15 protein-coding genes are annotated in these 17131 nt (G+C 69.3%); 7 read left to right on the plus strand and 8 right to left on the minus strand.

What is annotated here, in order from left to right:
- Nucleotide 1: 1 nt before the first annotated feature.
- Nucleotides 2-1426: an adenylosuccinate lyase gene (gene purB / locus ACXDF8_RS08330; protein ID WP_457223046.1), complete on the minus strand. Its 1425-nt coding sequence runs from the start codon at nucleotides 1424-1426 to the stop codon at nucleotides 2-4.
- Nucleotides 1427-1472: 46 nt separating this feature from the next.
- On the opposite strand from purB, the gene relZ reads away from it, so the two are divergent.
- Complete coding sequence (gene relZ, locus ACXDF8_RS08335) at nucleotides 1473-3188, plus strand: bifunctional ribonuclease/(p)ppGpp synthase (RefSeq protein WP_457222781.1); 1716 nt, start codon at nucleotides 1473-1475, stop codon at nucleotides 3186-3188.
- On the opposite strand, the gene ACXDF8_RS08340 is transcribed toward relZ, so the two are convergent.
- Together ACXDF8_RS08340 and ACXDF8_RS08345 are read right to left on the minus strand one after the other, a co-directional pair.
- Complete coding sequence (locus ACXDF8_RS08340) at nucleotides 3185-4183, minus strand: SDR family NAD(P)-dependent oxidoreductase (protein WP_457222782.1); 999 nt, start codon at nucleotides 4181-4183, stop codon at nucleotides 3185-3187. The two genes, relZ and ACXDF8_RS08340, sit on opposite strands and share 4 nt — an antisense overlap.
- Before the next feature lie 17 nt (nucleotides 4184-4200).
- The gene (locus tag ACXDF8_RS08345; protein WP_457222783.1) at nucleotides 4201-4830 is read right to left on the minus strand and encodes a TetR/AcrR family transcriptional regulator; all 630 of its coding nucleotides are present in this window, start codon (nucleotides 4828-4830) and stop codon (nucleotides 4201-4203) included.
- Nucleotides 4831-4946: 116 nt separating this feature from the next.
- Here ACXDF8_RS08345 and ACXDF8_RS08350 point away from each other — a divergent pair, with 116 nt between their 5' ends.
- Nucleotides 4947-5858 carry an alpha/beta hydrolase gene (locus ACXDF8_RS08350; RefSeq protein WP_457223047.1) on the plus strand — a complete coding sequence of 304 codons (912 nt, stop codon included), beginning with the start codon at nucleotides 4947-4949 and terminating at the stop codon, nucleotides 5856-5858.
- Nucleotides 5859-5870: 12 nt separating this feature from the next.
- On the opposite strand, the gene purD is transcribed toward ACXDF8_RS08350, so the two are convergent.
- Both purD and ACXDF8_RS08360 read right to left on the minus strand, forming a co-directional pair.
- Nucleotides 5871-7142, minus strand: a complete 1272-nt coding sequence (gene purD / locus ACXDF8_RS08355) for a phosphoribosylamine--glycine ligase (protein WP_457222784.1) — start codon at nucleotides 7140-7142, stop codon at nucleotides 5871-5873.
- Nucleotides 7143-7157: 15 nt separating this feature from the next.
- Nucleotides 7158-8696, minus strand: a complete 1539-nt coding sequence (locus ACXDF8_RS08360; protein WP_457222785.1) for an acyl-CoA carboxylase subunit beta — start codon at nucleotides 8694-8696, stop codon at nucleotides 7158-7160.
- Nucleotides 8697-8782: 86 nt separating this feature from the next.
- Between ACXDF8_RS08360 and ACXDF8_RS08365 the strand changes: the two genes are divergently transcribed.
- The 3 genes from ACXDF8_RS08365 to ACXDF8_RS08375 are packed head-to-tail and all read left to right on the plus strand — an operon-like array spanning nucleotide 8783 to nucleotide 11116.
- Nucleotides 8783-10054: a cytochrome P450 gene (locus ACXDF8_RS08365; RefSeq protein ID WP_457222786.1), complete on the plus strand. Its 1272-nt coding sequence runs from the start codon at nucleotides 8783-8785 to the stop codon at nucleotides 10052-10054.
- A gap of 47 nt (nucleotides 10055-10101) precedes the next feature.
- The gene (locus ACXDF8_RS08370; RefSeq protein ID WP_457222787.1) at nucleotides 10102-10488 is read left to right on the plus strand and encodes a hypothetical protein; all 387 of its coding nucleotides are present in this window, start codon (nucleotides 10102-10104) and stop codon (nucleotides 10486-10488) included.
- A 1-nt stretch (nucleotide 10489) separates the two neighbouring features.
- On the plus strand, nucleotides 10490-11116 hold the full coding sequence (locus tag ACXDF8_RS08375) for a TetR/AcrR family transcriptional regulator (protein ID WP_457222788.1): 627 nt from the start codon (nucleotides 10490-10492) through the stop codon (nucleotides 11114-11116).
- Here the strand turns inward: ACXDF8_RS08375 and ACXDF8_RS08380 are convergent.
- The 3 genes from ACXDF8_RS08380 to ACXDF8_RS08390 form a co-directional block, all read right to left on the minus strand.
- Complete coding sequence (locus ACXDF8_RS08380; RefSeq protein ID WP_457222789.1) at nucleotides 11106-11372, minus strand: hypothetical protein; 267 nt, start codon at nucleotides 11370-11372, stop codon at nucleotides 11106-11108. The genes ACXDF8_RS08375 and ACXDF8_RS08380 overlap by 11 nt on opposite strands.
- 224 nt (nucleotides 11373-11596) lie before the next feature.
- Nucleotides 11597-13198: a PucR family transcriptional regulator gene (locus tag ACXDF8_RS08385; protein WP_457222790.1), complete on the minus strand. Its 1602-nt coding sequence runs from the start codon at nucleotides 13196-13198 to the stop codon at nucleotides 11597-11599.
- A 6-nt stretch (nucleotides 13199-13204) separates the two neighbouring features.
- Nucleotides 13205-14008 carry an SDR family NAD(P)-dependent oxidoreductase gene (locus ACXDF8_RS08390; protein WP_457222791.1) on the minus strand — a complete coding sequence of 268 codons (804 nt, stop codon included), beginning with the start codon at nucleotides 14006-14008 and terminating at the stop codon, nucleotides 13205-13207.
- A 259-nt stretch (nucleotides 14009-14267) separates the two neighbouring features.
- Here ACXDF8_RS08390 and ACXDF8_RS08395 point away from each other — a divergent pair, with 259 nt between their 5' ends.
- On the plus strand, nucleotides 14268-15704 hold the full coding sequence (locus ACXDF8_RS08395; RefSeq protein WP_457222792.1) for an amino acid permease: 1437 nt from the start codon (nucleotides 14268-14270) through the stop codon (nucleotides 15702-15704).
- 3 nt (nucleotides 15705-15707) lie between these two features.
- A complete protein-coding gene (locus ACXDF8_RS08400) occupies nucleotides 15708-17078 on the plus strand; it encodes an L-serine ammonia-lyase (RefSeq protein WP_457222793.1) in 1371 nt (456 codons plus the stop codon).
- Nucleotides 17079-17131: the final 53 nt, after the last annotated feature.

Consider the following 17131-nt stretch of genomic DNA (forward strand, 5'->3'; position numbering starts at 1 on the left):
CTTACAGAATCGCGCCGGGGGTGTACTTCGCCGCATCGGGGTGGGCGCGTACCAGCTCGTCGACCGCGGCGATCACCTGGTCGACCTGGCTGGCGGCCGCTCCGGTGAAGGCCTGTTTGTCGGCGAGGGCGGCATCCAGTGCCGCCCGGTCCAGCGGCAGACGGTCGTCGGCCGCGAGCCGGTCCAGCAGATCCGGTTCGCTGCCCTGCTCGCGCATGGCCAGCGCGACGGCCACCGCATGTTCCTTGATGACCTCGTGGGCGGTCTCCCGGCCCACCCCGGCGCGCACCGCCGCGATCAGCACCTTGGTGGTGGCCAGGAACGGCAGGTAGCGATCCAGCTCGCGCTGGATGACAGCCGGGTACGCACCGAACTCCTCGAGCACGGTCAGGAACGTCTCGATCTGGCCGTCGACGGCGAAGAACGCGTCCGGGAGCGCGACCCGGCGCACCACCGAGCAGAACACGTCGCCCTCGTTCCACTGGGCGCCGGCCAGTTCGGCGGCCATCGAGGCATAGCCGCGCAGCACCACCTGCAGACCGTTGACCCGTTCGCAGCTGCGGGTGTTCATCTTGTGCGGCATGGCCGAGGAGCCGACCTGCCCGGCCGCGAACCCCTCGGTCACCAGCTCGTGGCCCGCCATCAGCCGCACGGTGTGCGCGAACGACGACGGGCCGGCGCCGAGCTGCACCAGAGCCGAGACCACGTCGTGGTCTAGTGAGCGGGGATAGACCTGGCCGAGGCTGGTGAAAACGGCTGAGAATCCCAGGAATTCGCCGACCCGGCGTTCCAGTTCGGCCAACCGGTCGGCGTCCCCCTCGAACAGGTCGAGCATGTCCTGGGCGGTACCCATCGGCCCCTTGATGCCGCGCAACGGGTAGCGCGCAATCAGCTCCTCGATGCGCCGCAGCGCGATCAGGGTCTCCTCGGCGGCCGAGGCGAACCGCTTGCCCAGCGTGGTGGCCTGGGCGGCGACGTTGTGGCTGCGCCCGGCCATCACCAGGTCCCGGTAGGTCGCCGCGTGCTCGGCTAGCCGCGCCACCACGGCGACACCGTGGGCGTGCACCAGTTCCAGCGAGCGGCGGATCTGCAGCTGCTCGACGTTCTCGGTCAGGTCGCGGCTGGTCATGCCCTTGTGCACATGCTCGTGGCCGGCCAGGGCGTTGAACTCCTCGATGCGAGCCTTGACGTCGTGGCGGGTCACCCGTTCGCGGGCGGCGATCGAGGCGAGGTCGACGTGGGTGAGCACCCGCTCGTAGTCCTCGACGACCCCGGCGGGGACGTCGACACCGAGTTCGGCCTGGGCACGCAGCACGGCGAGCCACAGCCGGCGCTCGGCGACGATCTTGGCTTCGGGTGACCAGATGGCGACCATGTCGGCGCTGGCGTACCGATGGGCCAGCACGTCGGGGATGGGAGCGGGGATCGTCACAACCCAACAGCTTACGGTCCCGGTACGGCAAGGTAGACGGATGTACTTCGTCGGCCTGGACCTGGCCTGGGGTGAGCGCAAACCCACCGGTATCGCGGTGCTCGACAGCGACGGACGGTTGGTCCATATCGCTGCGGCCCAGGATGATTCGAGCATCCTTGCCGCGGTGCGACCCTACGTCGAGGGAGCCTGCCTGGTGTCCATCGATGCTCCGCTGGTGGTGACCAACCCGACCGGGCAGCGGGGCTGTGAGACGGACCTGAACCGTGATTTCGCCAAGTTCGAGGCCGGCGCGCACCCGGCGAACACGGGCAAACCCGAATTCGCCGGCACGCCGCGCGGCGCCCGGCTCGCCGAAGCGCTCGGCCTGGACATGGACCCACATTCGCGGTCGCCGCGGCGCGCCATCGAGGTCTACCCGCACCCGGCCACGGTCGTGCTGTTCCGGCTCGGGCGCACCCTGAAGTACAAGCACAAGCAGGGCCGCACCCTGACCCAGCTACGCACCGAGCTGCTGCGGCTGATGGACGAGATCGAACGCCTGGCGCAGGCAGCGGTACCGCTTCGGGTCGCCGATCACCCCGAGTGGGCCGCTATGCGCGGCGCCGTCGAGACCGCCGCCCGAAAGAGCGACCTGCGCCGCGCCGAAGACCCGATCGACGCGGTGATGTGCGCTTATGTGGGGCTCTACGCGACCCGGCGGCCGACCGCGGTGACGCTCTACGGGGACTTCGAGGGCGGCTACATCGTGACGCCGACGCTGCCGCCCGACCTGGTGCCCGCCCCGCCCGAGCCGACCCCGGGTGTGGTCGGCGACGCGGTCGCCCGCTACGCACAGCGGCGCCCGGCCCTGCTGGCCACCACCGAGCACTACCTGGCGCTGATCACCCGGCTGCTCGACGATGCGGGCATCAACTATCTGTCGGTTACCGCGCGCACCAAGAGCGTCGCCTCGTTCGCGGCGAAGGCGGATCGCAGCAGCAACGGCGAGCGGCTCTACACCGATCCGTCGACGCAGATCACCGACCAAGTCGGGGTGCGGGTCATCACCTACCTGCGCGAGGACGTCACCGCCGTCGGCACCGTGCTCGGCGAGGAGATGCAGGTGTTGGCCGATCTCGACATGGGGCAGGTGACCGCTCGGGCGGGGCGGTGGGGATACGCCAGCCGGCACCTGCTCGTCGCCGTCGACGGTGAGACGCAGCCGGCTTCGGTGCAGGTGCGCACCGTGCTGCAGCACGCCTGGGCGGAGTTCGAACACGACATCCGCTACAAGGGCAGCGTGCCCGAGCGGGACGCCCCCGAACTGGATCGCCGGTTCACCCTGGCGGCCGGCCTGCTGGAGCTGGCCGATCGGGAGTTCACCGAGATCCGGGACCGGTTGCGGGCGTCGATGGCCGACGATCGCACGCCGCCGCCCAGCGGCACCGGGATTGCGACGCCGGTGCTGGCCACCTACCTCGGGCACCGATTCCCCGAGGCGGGCTGGTCCCGCACCGAGCACTACGCGTGGATGTCGGCGTTGCTCGGCGAGCTGGGCATCCTGACCCTCGACGCCCTCGAGGAGCTGCTCGCCACCCTCGACACCGAGGCCGTCAACGAGAAGATGGACTACCGCTTCCCCGCGGGAGCGGTTCGCCGCCTCGACGATGCGCTGCTGGCCGCGTTCGGCGACCGCTACGTCACCCTGGCGGGCAACGCGCATCGGGTGGCGCTGCTGGCGACCCGCCTGCAACGGCTGGCCGCAGGCTCCTAGGAGCGCAGGCCGGTCCAGGTCTCCGCGGTGCCGGTCAGCCGGCTGACCTGTTCGAGGAACCGCCGCACCTTGGCGGGGTTCTCGTGGCGCTGCCAGCCGAACGTCGTCGGCCGCTGCACCCGGTCGTGCCAGAAGTGTCCGGGCTTGGATTCCGGGCGGGTGGCGACTAGCCACACCGCGGTGTCGGCGCCGTCGGCCACGTCGCGCAGGAGCGGTTTGGTGACCACCCGGAACCGGGGCAGGTATTCGGCCACGCCCGGGGTGTCGACCCACCCGGGATGCATGCTCTCGACCCGTACATCGGAACCGGCCAGTCGACGCGCCCACGAGTCGGCCAGCACCACCTGCATCTTCTTGGTGCGGGCGTAGGCCCGCACCCCGCTATAGCCGTGCCGGGACTCCAGGTCGTCGGCCACGAGCGGCGCGCCGTACATGCCGCCGGAGGATACGAACACCACCGACGCGCCGCCGGCCGCCCGCAGCAGCGGCAGCAGGCGTTCGGTCATCAGGTGCGGGCCCAGCACGTGGGTGGCCAGCTGCATCTCGTGCCCCTGGGCGGTCAGCGTGCGCTGCTTGGGCATGAGCCCGGCGTTGTGCACCAGCCCGTCGAGGGCGGGCACCCGGTTGACGAAGGCCGCCGTCCATTCGCGCACGGCGTCCAGGTCGGAGACATCGCAGATCTCCTCCACGACGTGGGCCTCGGCGACCGCGGACCGGATCGACGCCGACGACGCGCGGACCTTATCGGCGTTTCGCCCCAGCACGTGCACCGTGGCACCGAGGTCGCCGAACGACTGCGCCATCGCCAGTCCGATCCCGGCCGTCGCCCCGGTGATCAGCACCCGCTTGCCGACCAGCGCGCTCGGCGCGGGGTCGGCGGCCCACCAGTGCCGGCGCAGCCCCGAGCCGATCTTGGTGTAGCCGAGGACGAGCGCCCGGTCCATGGCGCCGTCGAGCAGTTCTGTCGCCGGCCGGGTCAGCGCGGAGAAGTCCATCCCTCGAACGTATCCGTTTAGACCCGGATGGTGCGCTCGTCGATCGGTGCCAGCACATCGATCACGTCGACCAGCGTGGCGCGCGCGACCTCGCGCGGCCCGTCCCCGTCGGCGACCATCGCCGAAACCACGGCCCCGTCGACGGCGTGCACGAGCGCGGTCACCAGCTCGTCGGGCACAGTGCGCCCCGATCGCGCGGTCGCCTCGGCCACCGCCTCGACCCGCTGCCGCAGCAGTCGGCGCTGGACCTCACGCAGGTCCGGCTGGCGAGCGCAGGCGATGTAGCGCTCATAGCGGGAGATCAGCTGCTCACCGGTCGCTTCGGTGCCGAGGTCGCCGACGAGCAGATCGACCAGGACGTCTGCGGTCGCCTCGGGGCCCCGGCGGCGCCGGGGCAGCGCCTCCACGCGGGCACGTAACTGGGCGGCCTCCAACGCACCCAGATACTCGACGGCCTTCTGCACGAGGTCGTCGAGCGAGGAGAAGTAGTAGGTGGTCGACGCCAGCGGCAACCCGGCGCGGCGGGCCACGGCACGATGCCGCACCGCCTCGAACCCACCTTCGCAGAGCAACTCGGCGGCCGCGCTGATCAGCGCATACCGTCGTCGTTCCCCCTTGGGCGTTGCCGCTGCCGTCACGTTCAGCAATGCTGCCAGCCGGTCAGAGGCCAGATTGGTCTTTCACCGAATCATTAACCTCACCCTGCTTCGGGGTGCCTGCCCGCTGGGCTTCGACGGCAACCCGACGGCAACCCGATGGCAAGATGTGCCGCATGCCGAACCTGAGCCGCCGCACTGTTCTGCGACTCGGCGCCGGAGCCGCGGCCGGCGCCGTCGGAGCGTTCACCGCGGGCCGGATGCTGGACTCCGCAGCGCGACCCGCCGGGCCGGACATCGCGATGGCCGGCGTCGGCGCTCCCCTGCGTCCGCCCGCGCCGCTGGACCCCATACCGGCGGGCGTCGCCGCACCGACCATGGTGACCGGCTCGTTCGTCTCGGCCGCCCGCGGCGGTGTTCCGACCAACTGGGCCATCGCCCGCCCGCCCGGGCAGACCTCCCCGCTGCGGCCGGTCATCGCGCTGCACGGAAAGTGGAGCAGCGCGGCCGCGGTGATGGCGGGTGGCGTCGAGCAGGGTCTGGCTCAGGCGGTCCAGGCCGGCCTGCCCCCGTTCGCCGTCGTCGCGGTCGACGGCGGCGACAGCTACTGGCACAAGCGCACCTCGGGTGAGGACTCCGGGGCGATGGTGCTCGACGAACTCATCCCGATGCTCGGCGGGCAGGGACTGGACACCTCGCGAGTCGGGTTCATCGGGTGGTCGATGGGCGGTTACGGCGCCCTGCTACTCGGCGCCCGGCTCGGCCCGGCCCGTACCGCGGCGATCACCGCGGTCAGCCCCGCGCTGTGGCTGTCCTCCGGAGCCACCGCACCGGGCGCGTTCGACGGCGCCGACGACTTCGCCGCCAACAGCGTCTTCGGCCTGCCCGCCCTGGCGTCGATCCCAATCCGGATCGACTGCGGCGACAGCGATCCGTTCTACGCGGCGACTAAGCAGTTCATCGCGCAGCTGCCGACCCCGCCGGCCGGCGGTTTCTCCCCCGGCGGCCATGACAGCGGGTTCTGGAGCGCCCAGTTGCCGGCCGAGCTGACCTGGATGGCCCCGCTGCTCACCGCCTGAGCCCGGCGGCGCTCACGGCAGCGCGATCCGCCCCTCCGCAGCCGCGAGCGCGATGTCACCACGAAAGTGGCTGCCGGGCAAGCGAATCGACGACAAGATTTGGTAGGCGGCGGCGCGCGCGGCCACCAAATCGGCGCCCGTGCCGACCACGGACAACACCCTGCCTCCGGAGGAGACGACGGTGCCGTCACCACGCCGGGTGGTGCCGGCATGCAGGACGCCCTCGGCGTCGGCACCGGTGATCGCATCCCCGAGCCGGGGCCGCCCGGGATAGTTCTCGGCGGCGACGACGACGGTGACGGCGTAGCCGTCCTGCCACTGCAGGGGGCCGAAGTCGGCCAGCGTTCCGGTGGCCGTTGCCGACAGCAGCCGGCCCAGCGGTGATTCGAGTAGTGCCAGCACCGCCTGCGTCTCCGGATCGCCGAAGCGGCAGTTGAACTCGACCACCGCGGGGCCGGCCGAGGTCATCGCCAGCCCGGCATAGAGGAGCCCGGAGAAGCTGCTGCCGCGGCGGACCAGTTCGGCGGCAACGGGTTCGACCACATCACTGACGATGGCGTCGGTCACCGCGGCGGGCAGCCAGGGCAGCGGCGAGTAGGCGCCCATCCCGCCGGTGTTGGGTCCGGCGTCGTTGTCGCCGACGCGTTTGAAGTCCTGGGCGGGCAGCAGCGGGACCACGGTGGGACCGTCGACCAGACAGAACAGCGACACCTCGGGGCCGTCGAGGAACGACTCCAGCAGCACCGGATGCCCGGAGTCGAGCAGCGCGGCGGCATGTGCGCGCGCCACGTCGCGGTCGGCGGTGACCACCACACCCTTGCCGGCGGCCAGCCCGTCGTCCTTGACGACCCAGGCGGGTTGGCCGGCGGCGACACCGAATCGGTCGAGTGCGGCGTCGAGCCGGGCGGGGTTGTCGACGGTCTCGCTGGCGGCGGTGCGCACCCCGGCGGCGGTCATCACGTCTTTGGCGAAGGCCTTGGAGCCCTCGATGCGGGCGGCGTCCTTGGACGGGCCGAAGCAGGCGATGCCGGCGGCCCGCACGGCGTCGGCGACACCGAGAACCAGGGGCACCTCCGGGCCGATCACCACCAGGTCGATGCCGAGCTTGCGGGCCAGCGCGGTGACCGCCTCGGCGGAGGTGACGTCGACTTCGTGCTGTTCGGCCACGCTTGCCGTGCCCGCATTGCCCGGCGCCACGGCCAGGAAGTCCACCTCCGAGTCGCGGCGCAGGCCCAGCAGCAGGGCGTGTTCGCGGGCACCGGATCCGATCACGAGGACGCGCACACCGCACACCCTAGATCACCAGGTGTCGACGAACCGCCGCGGCGGCGGCAGTTCGCCGCGCGCGCCCGCGGCGGTCAGCGTGGCGGCGATCAGTTCGCGGGTCTCGGCCGGATCGATCACGTCGTCGACCTCGAAGATCTGGGCGGCGTTGAGCGCCTTGGCGTTCTCCTCCAGCGCGGCGGTGGCCTGCCGGACCCGTTCCTCGCGCTCGGCGTCGTCGGCGATGGCCTCGAGTTCCTTGCGCATGCCGAGGCGCACCGCGCCTTCCAGTCCCATCGGGCCGAGGTGGGCGCCGGGCCACGCCACGGTGAGCAGCGGTTCGTGCAAGCTGCCGCCGGTCATCGCCTGCGCACCGAGGCCGTAGCCGCGGCGCAGGATCACCGCGACCAACGGCACCCGCATCGCCGCACCGGCGACCAGCAGCCGCGAGGCCCGCCGGACCAGTGCCTCGGACTCCGCGGCGGGTCCGACCATGTAGCCGGGGCAGTCGACGAGTGAGACCACGGGCAGGCCGAAGGTGTCGCACAGCTGCAGGAAGCGCGCCGCCTTGTCGGCGGCCGCCGCGGTGATCGCACCCGCCATCACCATGGTGTTGTTGGCGATGACGCCGATCGGGCGGCCGTCGATGCGGGCCAGTGCGGTGACCATCTCGGGGGCGAATTTCTGCCGAAGGAAGGTCACCGAGTCCTCGTCGGCGAGGGTGGTGATGATCGGCACGACCGGGTAGGCCCGCCGCGCACGCTCGGGAATGGCTGTGCGCAAAGCGGTTTGGTCGACAGCCGGCCCGGGTGCGATGGGGCCCTGGAAGTAGCCGATGAGCCGCTTGGTGACGGCGACGGCCTCGGCCTCATCGGGGACGACGACGTCGACAACACCGTTGGGCGCCTGCACCGACATCGGGCCGACGGCATCGGGGGCGACGTCGCCGAGCCCGCCGCCGGCGATCATCGCCGGCCCGCCCATACCGATCGAGGCATCGGCGGTGGCCACGATCAGGTCCGAACAGCCGGCGATCACCGCATTGCCGGCGAAGCAGCGTCCCTTGACGATCGCGATCCGCGGCACCACACCCGACAGCGCGGCCCACAGCTTGAAGGCCCGCACCTCCAGCGAGGACACCGTCGGATAGTCGGTGTCGCCGGGCCGGCCACCACCGCCCTCGGCGAAGAACACGGTGGGCAGCCGCATGCGTTCGATGAGCTCGAAGAGCCGGTCCTTCTTGCGGTGCCCGAACACGCCCTGAGTGCCGGCCAGCACCGTGTAGTCGTAGGACAGCACCGCGCACGGGTGGCCGTTGATGCCGGCGGTGCCCGCGATCAGGCCGTCGGCCGGGGTTCGCGCGATCAGGTCGGTCACGTCGCGACGCTGGCGCTGGGCGGCGATCGCGAAACGACCGTATTCGACGAAAGACCCCGGGTCGACCAGGTCTGCGATGTTCTCCCGGGCCGTGCGCCCGCCGGCGGCATGCCGCCGCGCGACGGCGTCGGGCCGGGCGTCGTCTTCGGTCAGCGCGCGGCGGCGCAGCAGCTCCTCGAGGTCAGGGCGCTCGGTCATCAGCCGAACCTAATGGGCATACACTCAGCAACGCGGTGTATGGTCGATAGAAACGTGCGCTACATCACAGGACAGCGAGGTAGATCATGACCAGCACCAGCGTGTGCCCCTCTGGAGCCGAACCCAATTCCCGGGTCGCTTCGGTCCTGCCCTCCGGCTTCGACTTCACCGACCCCGACCTGCTCAAGGGGGGCATGCCCGTCGCCCAGTTGGCGCAGCTGCGCAAGACCGCGCCGGTCTGGTGGAACGAGCAGGCCGACGGCACCTCAGTTTTCGACGACGGCGGCTACTGGGTGATCACCAAGCACCGCGACATCCGGGCCATCTCCCGCGACAGCCACCTGTGGTCGACCAACGCCAAGGGGGTGGTGATGCGCTTCCCCGAGGGCATGACCCCCGACCAGCTGGAGATCACCAAGGCGCTGCTGATCAACCACGACGCGCCCGAACACACCCGGTTGCGCAAGCTGGTGTCGCGGCTGTTCACACCGCGCTCGGTGGCCAGGCTCGAGGAGAAACTGGCCGACGCGGCCCGCGACATCGTGGCGGCAGCCGCCGAGAAGGGCACCGGAGACTTCGTCGCCGACATCGCGATGCAGCTGCCACTGCTGGCGATCGCCGACCTGCTCGGCGTGCCGGAAGCCGACCGCCAGAAGCTTTTTGGTTGGACGAACAGCATCATGAACACCGACGACCCGGACTTCGACAGCGATCCGACCGTTGCCAACGCCGAACTCATGGGCTACGCCTACACGATGGCCGAGCAGCGCCGGCAGTGCCCGGCCGACGACATCGTCACCCGCCTGGTGCAGGCCGACCTCGATGGAGAGTCCCTGTCCGAACTCGAATTCGCCTTCTTCGTCATCCTGCTGGCGGTGGCCGGCAACGAGACCACCCGCAACGCCATGACCCACGGCATGAACGCGTTCTTCGACCACCCCGACCAGTGGGAGCTGTTCAAGCGGGAGCGCCCGCAGACCACCGCCGACGAGATCGTCCGCTGGGCCACCCCGGTGCACTGCTTCCAGCGCACGGCACTGACCGACGTCGAGCTCGGTGGCGTCACGATCCGCGCGGGGCAGCGGGCCGGCCTGTTGTACAGCTCGGCGAACTACGACGAAGAGGTCTTCGACTCGCCGTTCCAGTTCGACATCCGCCGCGACCCCAACCCGCACGTCGGGTTCGGCGGCAACGGCGCCCACTTCTGTATCGGCGCCAATCTGGCACGGATGGAGATCACGCTGATCTTCAACGAGATCGCCAACCAGATCCCCGACATCAGCAAGCTCGGCGAGCCGGAGCGGCTGCGCTCGGGCTGGATCAATGGGGTCAAGGAACTGCCGGTCTCGTACCGCTAGGCGCCGGGTACCGCTAGGACCGCGGCCGGGCGGATAACATCCCGGTCATGGGCTACCCGGGCTATCCGCCCTACCCCGGCTATCCGCCACCTCGACCGGCCACGCCGCCGAGGTCGACGGCCGACCTGACGATCTCGATCGTCGCCCTGGTGATGACGGTGCTCTTCGGTGCGGCAGCGGCGTTCTTCGGACTGTTCTCGCTGGCGTTCCTGGACTACTGCCCGCCCGCGACGTGCAGCGTCGAGGGCGCAGTCACCGCCGTGACGAGCGCGCTGGGCATCGCGGCACTGGTGGGTTTGATCGGCATGATCCTGACCATCGTCGCGCTGACGAGACGCAAGCGGGCCTGGCCGTTGGCCGTCGGGACCCTGGTGTCGTGCGTGATCGTGGTGTTCTTCGGCGGGGTGGCCTACTCGATGGCCGTAGGGGGCTGAGGTGCGCACCCATGGCTGGTCCGGGTCGGCGCCGGCGACCGACGAGGAAGCGGTGGCGCGGATCCTGGCCGCGGCCAACCAGGCCATCGACGCCCGCGGCGCCGACCTGAGCATCGCCGACGTGGCGCGCACGCTGGGCGTGACGCGCCAGACCGTCTACCGCTACTTCCCCAGCACCGACGCGCTGCTGCAGGCCGCCGCCATGGTCGCGGCGACCGGATTCCTCGACCGCCTGGCCGCGCACCTGGCCGGCATCACCGATCCCGCCGAGGCAGTGACCGAGGGGATCGCGACGGCGATGGAGTGGCTGCCGCACGACAAGCACATGGGTCTGTTACTCGGCCCGGAACGGGCCGGTGCCTTCAGCGCGGAGATCACTTCCGACGTCGCGCTGGCGTTCGCTGGTTCCATGCTGCGGCGCTTCGATGTCGATTGGGGCGCAGCGGGTTTCAGCGACGACGAGCTGAGCGAACTCAGTGAGCACCTGCTGCGAATCATCCAGTCGTTCATGGTCGATCCGGGCCGTCCCCCGCGCCAGGGTGCACAGCTGCGCCGCTATCTGCGGCGGTGGGTGGGCGCCGCACTGGTGGGCGACGGCCGGTCGACGGACATCAGCCTCAGCGGGTAGCGGGGGCGGCAGGCGTGGCGACAGTGGTCGCCGCACTGGTCGCCGGGGCCGCCGACGTGGGCTCGGGCCACACCGAGGCCGCGAAGATGGCGGCCAGCGACACCGCGACCGGGCACAGCACGGTCACCGTCGTATCGATGACACCGACCCAGCGGGTCACCTGTCGGGCGACCTTGGTGCGGGTGGTCGCCGGCGCGTCCCACAGGCTGAGCATGGTTGGGGCAGTCCACGAGTCATACATGGTCAGCGATGTCATCGCCCCTCCTGTTCGCCTTCGGGGGCCAGCGGCACCCGATTTCACTTTGGTAACACTGGGGCACAGAGGTCACATTTGCGACACGGCCGGATAACCGTTTGCGATCTGCGCGTTTCCTTACCGTTGTCTTATCGGCCTCTTTGTTATGAGAGCGCCGTGCTGGACGGCATTACGCTGACCGGCCTGAGCCCGCAGTCGGGCCCCTTCCCGCACCTGGCCAGGTGTCACTGCTTGTTCTGCCCCGACCCCAGCGACTCGTTGCGGGACAGCAACTCCAGTTGGAGGTAGAGCACCGTCTGCACATCCCGGTCACCGAGTTGCCCGCCGAGCAGTTCTTCTAGTCGCTGCCGGCGATAGCGCAGGGTATTGGCGTGCACGTTGAGCGCTTCGGCAGCCGCGCGGCTATCACTGCCGTGCTGGATGAGCGCCCGCAACGTCTCGACGTAGGACGTCGAATGCAACCGGTCGTAGTCGATCAGATCTGGTAGCGGCCCCAGATTCAGCAGCTCGGACATGGTGTTGCTGTTGGCCAGGCGCTGCAGCGCCCAGCGCGCCCACGCGTCGGCGAACCACACCGGAGTGCGGGCCCGCACCGCCCGACCCACCGTCAACGCACGGTCGGCGTCCCGACGAGCCTGGGCCAACTGTTCGCGGCCGGACACCGGGCCGCCGACGCCGACCGCCAGCGTCGACGATTCATCGAGATCCGTTGTCGCGGTGAGCTGATCGAGCCAGGCCTGCGCACGGTCCCGGTCCGGACGGGCGGTGCCGAGGACGACGTAGATTACGTTGTTGAGCTCGCCGGCCAGAAAGTCGCGCGCATTCGAACTGCTATTCAGCAGATCCAAACGGCGGTACAGCTTGGCGCGCAGCTGCACCGTCGAGGATCGCGCGGTCCCCATCGCCGAGATGGCGAACACCCACAGCGACGGCGCATTGGTCAGCCAGCGCGGCAGGTCGTCGATCGGAACATCACCGTGCAGCAGCGTCGCCAACTGGTCGGTGGCCAACCGCCGCTGAGCGTGTCGCTGAGTCAGCGTGGCGCGCAACGCGTCCCGGATCGCCGGAGCGAGCCCGGTCACCGCGGCCACCTTCGCCTCGTCCACCTCGTCCGAGTGGGCGACCCACAGCGTCCCGATCAGAACACCGCTGTCCTGGATCGGCAGCACCACCCGGCGCTGTTCAGAAATCGTGACCGCGCCGCCGCCGCGGAGCATCTTGGCGATCAGACCCGAATTCCGATACTCGCGCATCGTCCCCGGCGGGATTGTGCGCCCCAGCACCGTCTGCTGGGTATCGGCGTCCGCGTGGGCTACCGACGCCGAATGCGCCAACAACCGGTTGTTGGCGTCCAAGACGAACACCGCGGCGCCCAGCGTGGCGGCGCACTGTTCGGTGACATCGAGTATCTGAGACGCCTCAGCGGCCGGCTGGCCCGTCGAGCGTTGCGGGGTGCCCTGGGCAAGCGCGGTTCTGGCCAGGCTGACCAACGTCGTCCACCCCGCGCCGGGACCGACGGTCAGTACACACAGGCCCTCGTCATCAGCCAACTGCGCCAACGGTTGTGCCGTCTCGTCGAGTGGGCGCTGTGCACCGGCCACCGCCCGCCGAATGATGCCTACAGCGCCCCGTCGACGCGCTTCGGGCAGCGTCGGCAGCAGCCGGGCAAGGTCGCTACCGACGATCAGCAGGACATCTCCGGCTTCGATCTCGGACAGATCCTCGGCATCGAAGATCACAACTCGATGGGCTTCGGTGCTCGAGGACTGTTTGCCGATATACAGTTCGGCACCCAGTACCTCGGCCAGCCAGCTGATCGCTGTCATGGACGACTACAGACCCGCCGTCATACCACCGTCGATAGTGAACGCCGCCCCGGTGGCGAAGCTGGACGCATCCGAGGCCAACCACACCGCCATGGAGGCAATCTCATCGGGACGGCCCTCCCGCTCGACGGGCATCCACTGCGGCAGCGTGGCCCGCACCTTATCCAGCCCGCCGAGTCGCTCCGCGTGAGCGAGGTTGATGGGGGTGTCCACCCAGCCCGGGCAGATGCAGTTGCACCGTACCCCTGCCGAAGCGAAGTCGAGCGCCAGCGATTTCGTCATCATCAGGACCGCACCCTTGCTCACGCAGTACGAGAACAGCTGACGCTCGGCCATCAGGCTGTTGACCGAACCCATGTTGATGATCGAACCACCGCCGTTGGCCAGCATCTGGGGCAGGGCGAGCTGGCAGCCGATCAGGTAGCCGCGGACATTGATGTCGATGGTCCGGTCGAAATCCTCCAGCCGGGTGTCCAGGGCCGTGCCCGGAATGGAGATGGCTGCGTTGTTGACCAGAGTGGTGACGGGGCCGAACTGCTGGCGGGTCGCCTCGAACGCGACCGCCATCGCCTCACCGTCCGAGACGTCCGTGGGCACCGGGAGCACCGCGTCCGTTACGGCGGCGAGCTCCCGGGTCCGCTGCAGGCCGGTGGCATCGACGTCGAGCGCGGCGACCCGCGCACCCGCAGCAACGAAGGCCAGCGCGATGGCCCGGCCGATGCCCGAAGCAGCACCTGAGACGACGGCGACCTTGCCCTCCAACGCCGAATCGGCGGCGAGATGGTGCGCAGGCGCGGCGGAGAGCGACATACGGACGGTCCAATCTGATCGAAGGGTCTGAGCTGACCGGTCCATCCTCTCCACACCGCTGGAGCATCCGCCACCGCCTCGGGCGACAAGTCCACCCCCACCCAATGGTGACTGCGCACAAACCGCCCGCCCGGTCATCGTCAGCGAACAGCCATCATCCCCGGGATTGGTGACCAGGCACATGGTCGTCGGGGTCCTCGGCGACTCACACTGCCAAACCACCCGATGATTTCTCGACCGGCACAATCCAGGAGGACACGTGACATCTACCCCAAAATCCGCCCCGGCTACCGGGACGGATAATGGCGGCGACGACGTCGCCGGCTTCGGCTACAAACCGCGCTTCCAACGGACGATCAAGTCTTTCGACTCGTTCGCCCTGGCGTTCTCGTTCATCTCCATCACCACGGGGATCTTCTCCACCTTCGGCTTCGTGTTGTTACACGGCGGCCCCCGGGGCATCTGGACCTGGCCCATCGTCATCGTCGGCCAACTGGCGGTGGCCGTGGTCTACGGCGCGCTAGCGGCGCGGATCCCGCTGGCCGGCTACTCCTACCAATGGGGAACCCGACTGGCGAACTGGCACGTCGGATGGTGGCTGGGCTGGGTGTCGATGTGCTTTTTGTTCATCGTGGTGGTCTCGGTGGATTATGCCTTCGTCCAAGTGGCCTTTCAGCCGCTGATCGGGCAGGAGTACACCCCCATCTCGGCGGCGCTGTGGACCACCGGGGTAATCGCACTGCAGGCCGGCATGATCGTCATCAGCACCAAGACGACGGCCCGGATCAACACCGCCGCCGTCGTCACCGAGATCGTGGGTGTCCTCGCGCTGATCGTTGCGCTCGTCGTGGTGGCCGCGGTCCGCGATCAAGGTTCGATCGCCAACCTGTGGTCGTCTGGAAGCATCTCCGAATCCGGGTACTACGCGTGGCTCGGCCCGTTCATGTTGTGCGTGCTGCTCGGCGGCTACACGGTGGTCGGTTTCGAGGCGGCCTCCAATCTGGCGGAAGAGACCGAGAACGCCCGTCAGGTGGTTCCTAGGGCGATGGTGCGCGCTGTGGTGCTCTCCGGTGTCGTCGGCATGGCGCTGCTGATGGGTGTCACCTACGCCATCAACGACATCGACGCGACCACGCAATCAGCTGCCCCCCTTGCACTTCTGACCGAAACGGTGCTCGGCGCCGTAGCACAGAAGGCACTGCTGGTTTTGGTGTGCATCAGCATCTTCGCCTGTGGTCTGATCAACCTGATCACCAACACCCGGCTGATCTGGGCGATGGGCCGCGACGGCCGACTGCCCGGTCACCGGCTGTGGCGTCAGGCCCCTCGGTCCACCGCCGGGCCAACTTGGGCGACGTATCTGGCCGCCGGTGTGAGCATCGCGATCGTGCTGCTGCTGGCCAACCAGACCGACACCCTGGTGCAGGTGTTCTCCGCGGCGACCCTCATGCCGGCGCTGCTCTACTTCTCCACCGTCGTACTCTTCGTGGTGACCAGCGTCCGGGAGGGCGGCGCGTCGGCCAAGATGATGGCCGTCGCGGTGTTCTCCCTGGTGTGGCTGGCGTTCGAACTCTGCATCCTGCTACTGCCCGCCGAGTTCCGCACCGCTCAGTATTATCTGTTGGGGGCGTTGGGAATCGGGCTGGTGGTCTACCTGTTCACCCGGCGCATCGGCAACATCACCGACGGGGACTGAGCGGTGACCTCGGTCAGTGTCTTCGACCTATTCTCAATAGGCGTCGGTCCATCGTCGTCACACACCGTCGGCCCGATGCGCGCGGCACGCTCGTTCGCCGTGGCGCTCGACGAATCGTCGGCACTGACCGAGGTCACCCGCATCAGGGTGGAGTTGTTCGGATCCTTGGGCGCCACAGGTGTTGGGCACGGTACCGACCGAGCCGTCATCCTCGGCCTGGAGGGGGCTCAACCAGCCACCGTCGACGGCGATGCCCTGATCACCCGGGCCCAGCAGGTGCGCTCGCAGCAGCGTGTGCACCTGCTGGGCCGGCATTGGGCCGCATTGCGACCTGAAGACCTTGTCCTGCATACCGGGCGCGCGTTGGATTACCACCCCAATGGCATGCGCTTCACAGCCTTCAACGCTCAGAACGCAGTACTGGCTGAAGAGACCTGTTTCTCGATCGGCGGCGGCACCGTGATACGGGCCGCCGAAATATCGATCCCACAAGTGACCGCGCCTGTCCCCCATCCCTTTTCCTCCGCGGTAGAACTGCTGGAGCGCTGCCGCCAGCACAGCGTGCCGATCAGTGCGGTGATGCTCGACAACGAGGCGGCCCTGCGCCCGCGCGACGAGGTTCGGGCCGGGATACTCGACATCTGGTCGGCGATGCAGGAGTGCATCGCCCGCGGTCTGCGGACCGAAGGGGTCTTACCCGGAGGGCTCGGCGTGCCCCGGCGCGCACCGGCACTGCTGGCTCGCCTGCGCTCTCACCAATCTGACAGTGAGGCAGCCCGTTTCGAGTTCGCGGACTGGGTGATGCTCTACGCCCTGGCGGTCAACGAGGAGAACGCGGCCGGCGGGCGGGTGGTCACAGCTCCCACCAACGGCGCCGCCGGTGTCGTCCCCGCGGTGCTGTCCTATTACCGATGGCACGTGCCCGGCGCCTCCGACACCGGGGTGGTGCGTTTCCTGCTGACCGCAGGGGCGATCGGCGCCCTGATCAAGACCAACGCCTCGATCTCCGGCGCCGACGTGGGCTGCCAGGGCGAGATCGGCGCGGCGTGCGCCATGGCCGCCGCCGGTCTGTGCGAAGTGCTCGGCGGCGCGCCCGGCCAGGTCGAGAACGCCGCCGAGATCGGCATCGAGCACAATCTCGGATTGACCTGCGATCCGGTCGGCGGGCTCGTGCAGGTGCCATGCATCGAACGCAACGCGGTGGCCGCGGTCAAAGCGATCAGCGCCGCCCGGATAGCGCTGCACGGCGACGGAAGACACCTGGTGTCCCTGGATACGGCTGTCGCCACCATGCGCGCTACCGGAGCCGATATGGACAGCCGCTACAAGGAGACGTCGCTGGGTGGACTAGCCGTGAACGTCATCGAGTGCTGATCCCGCGTTCGGTAAGACAGACCGGGGACAACCTGCGCGGTGGCTCCGACAAG

It is taken from the genome of Mycolicibacterium sp. CBM1 (assembly GCF_054073305.1).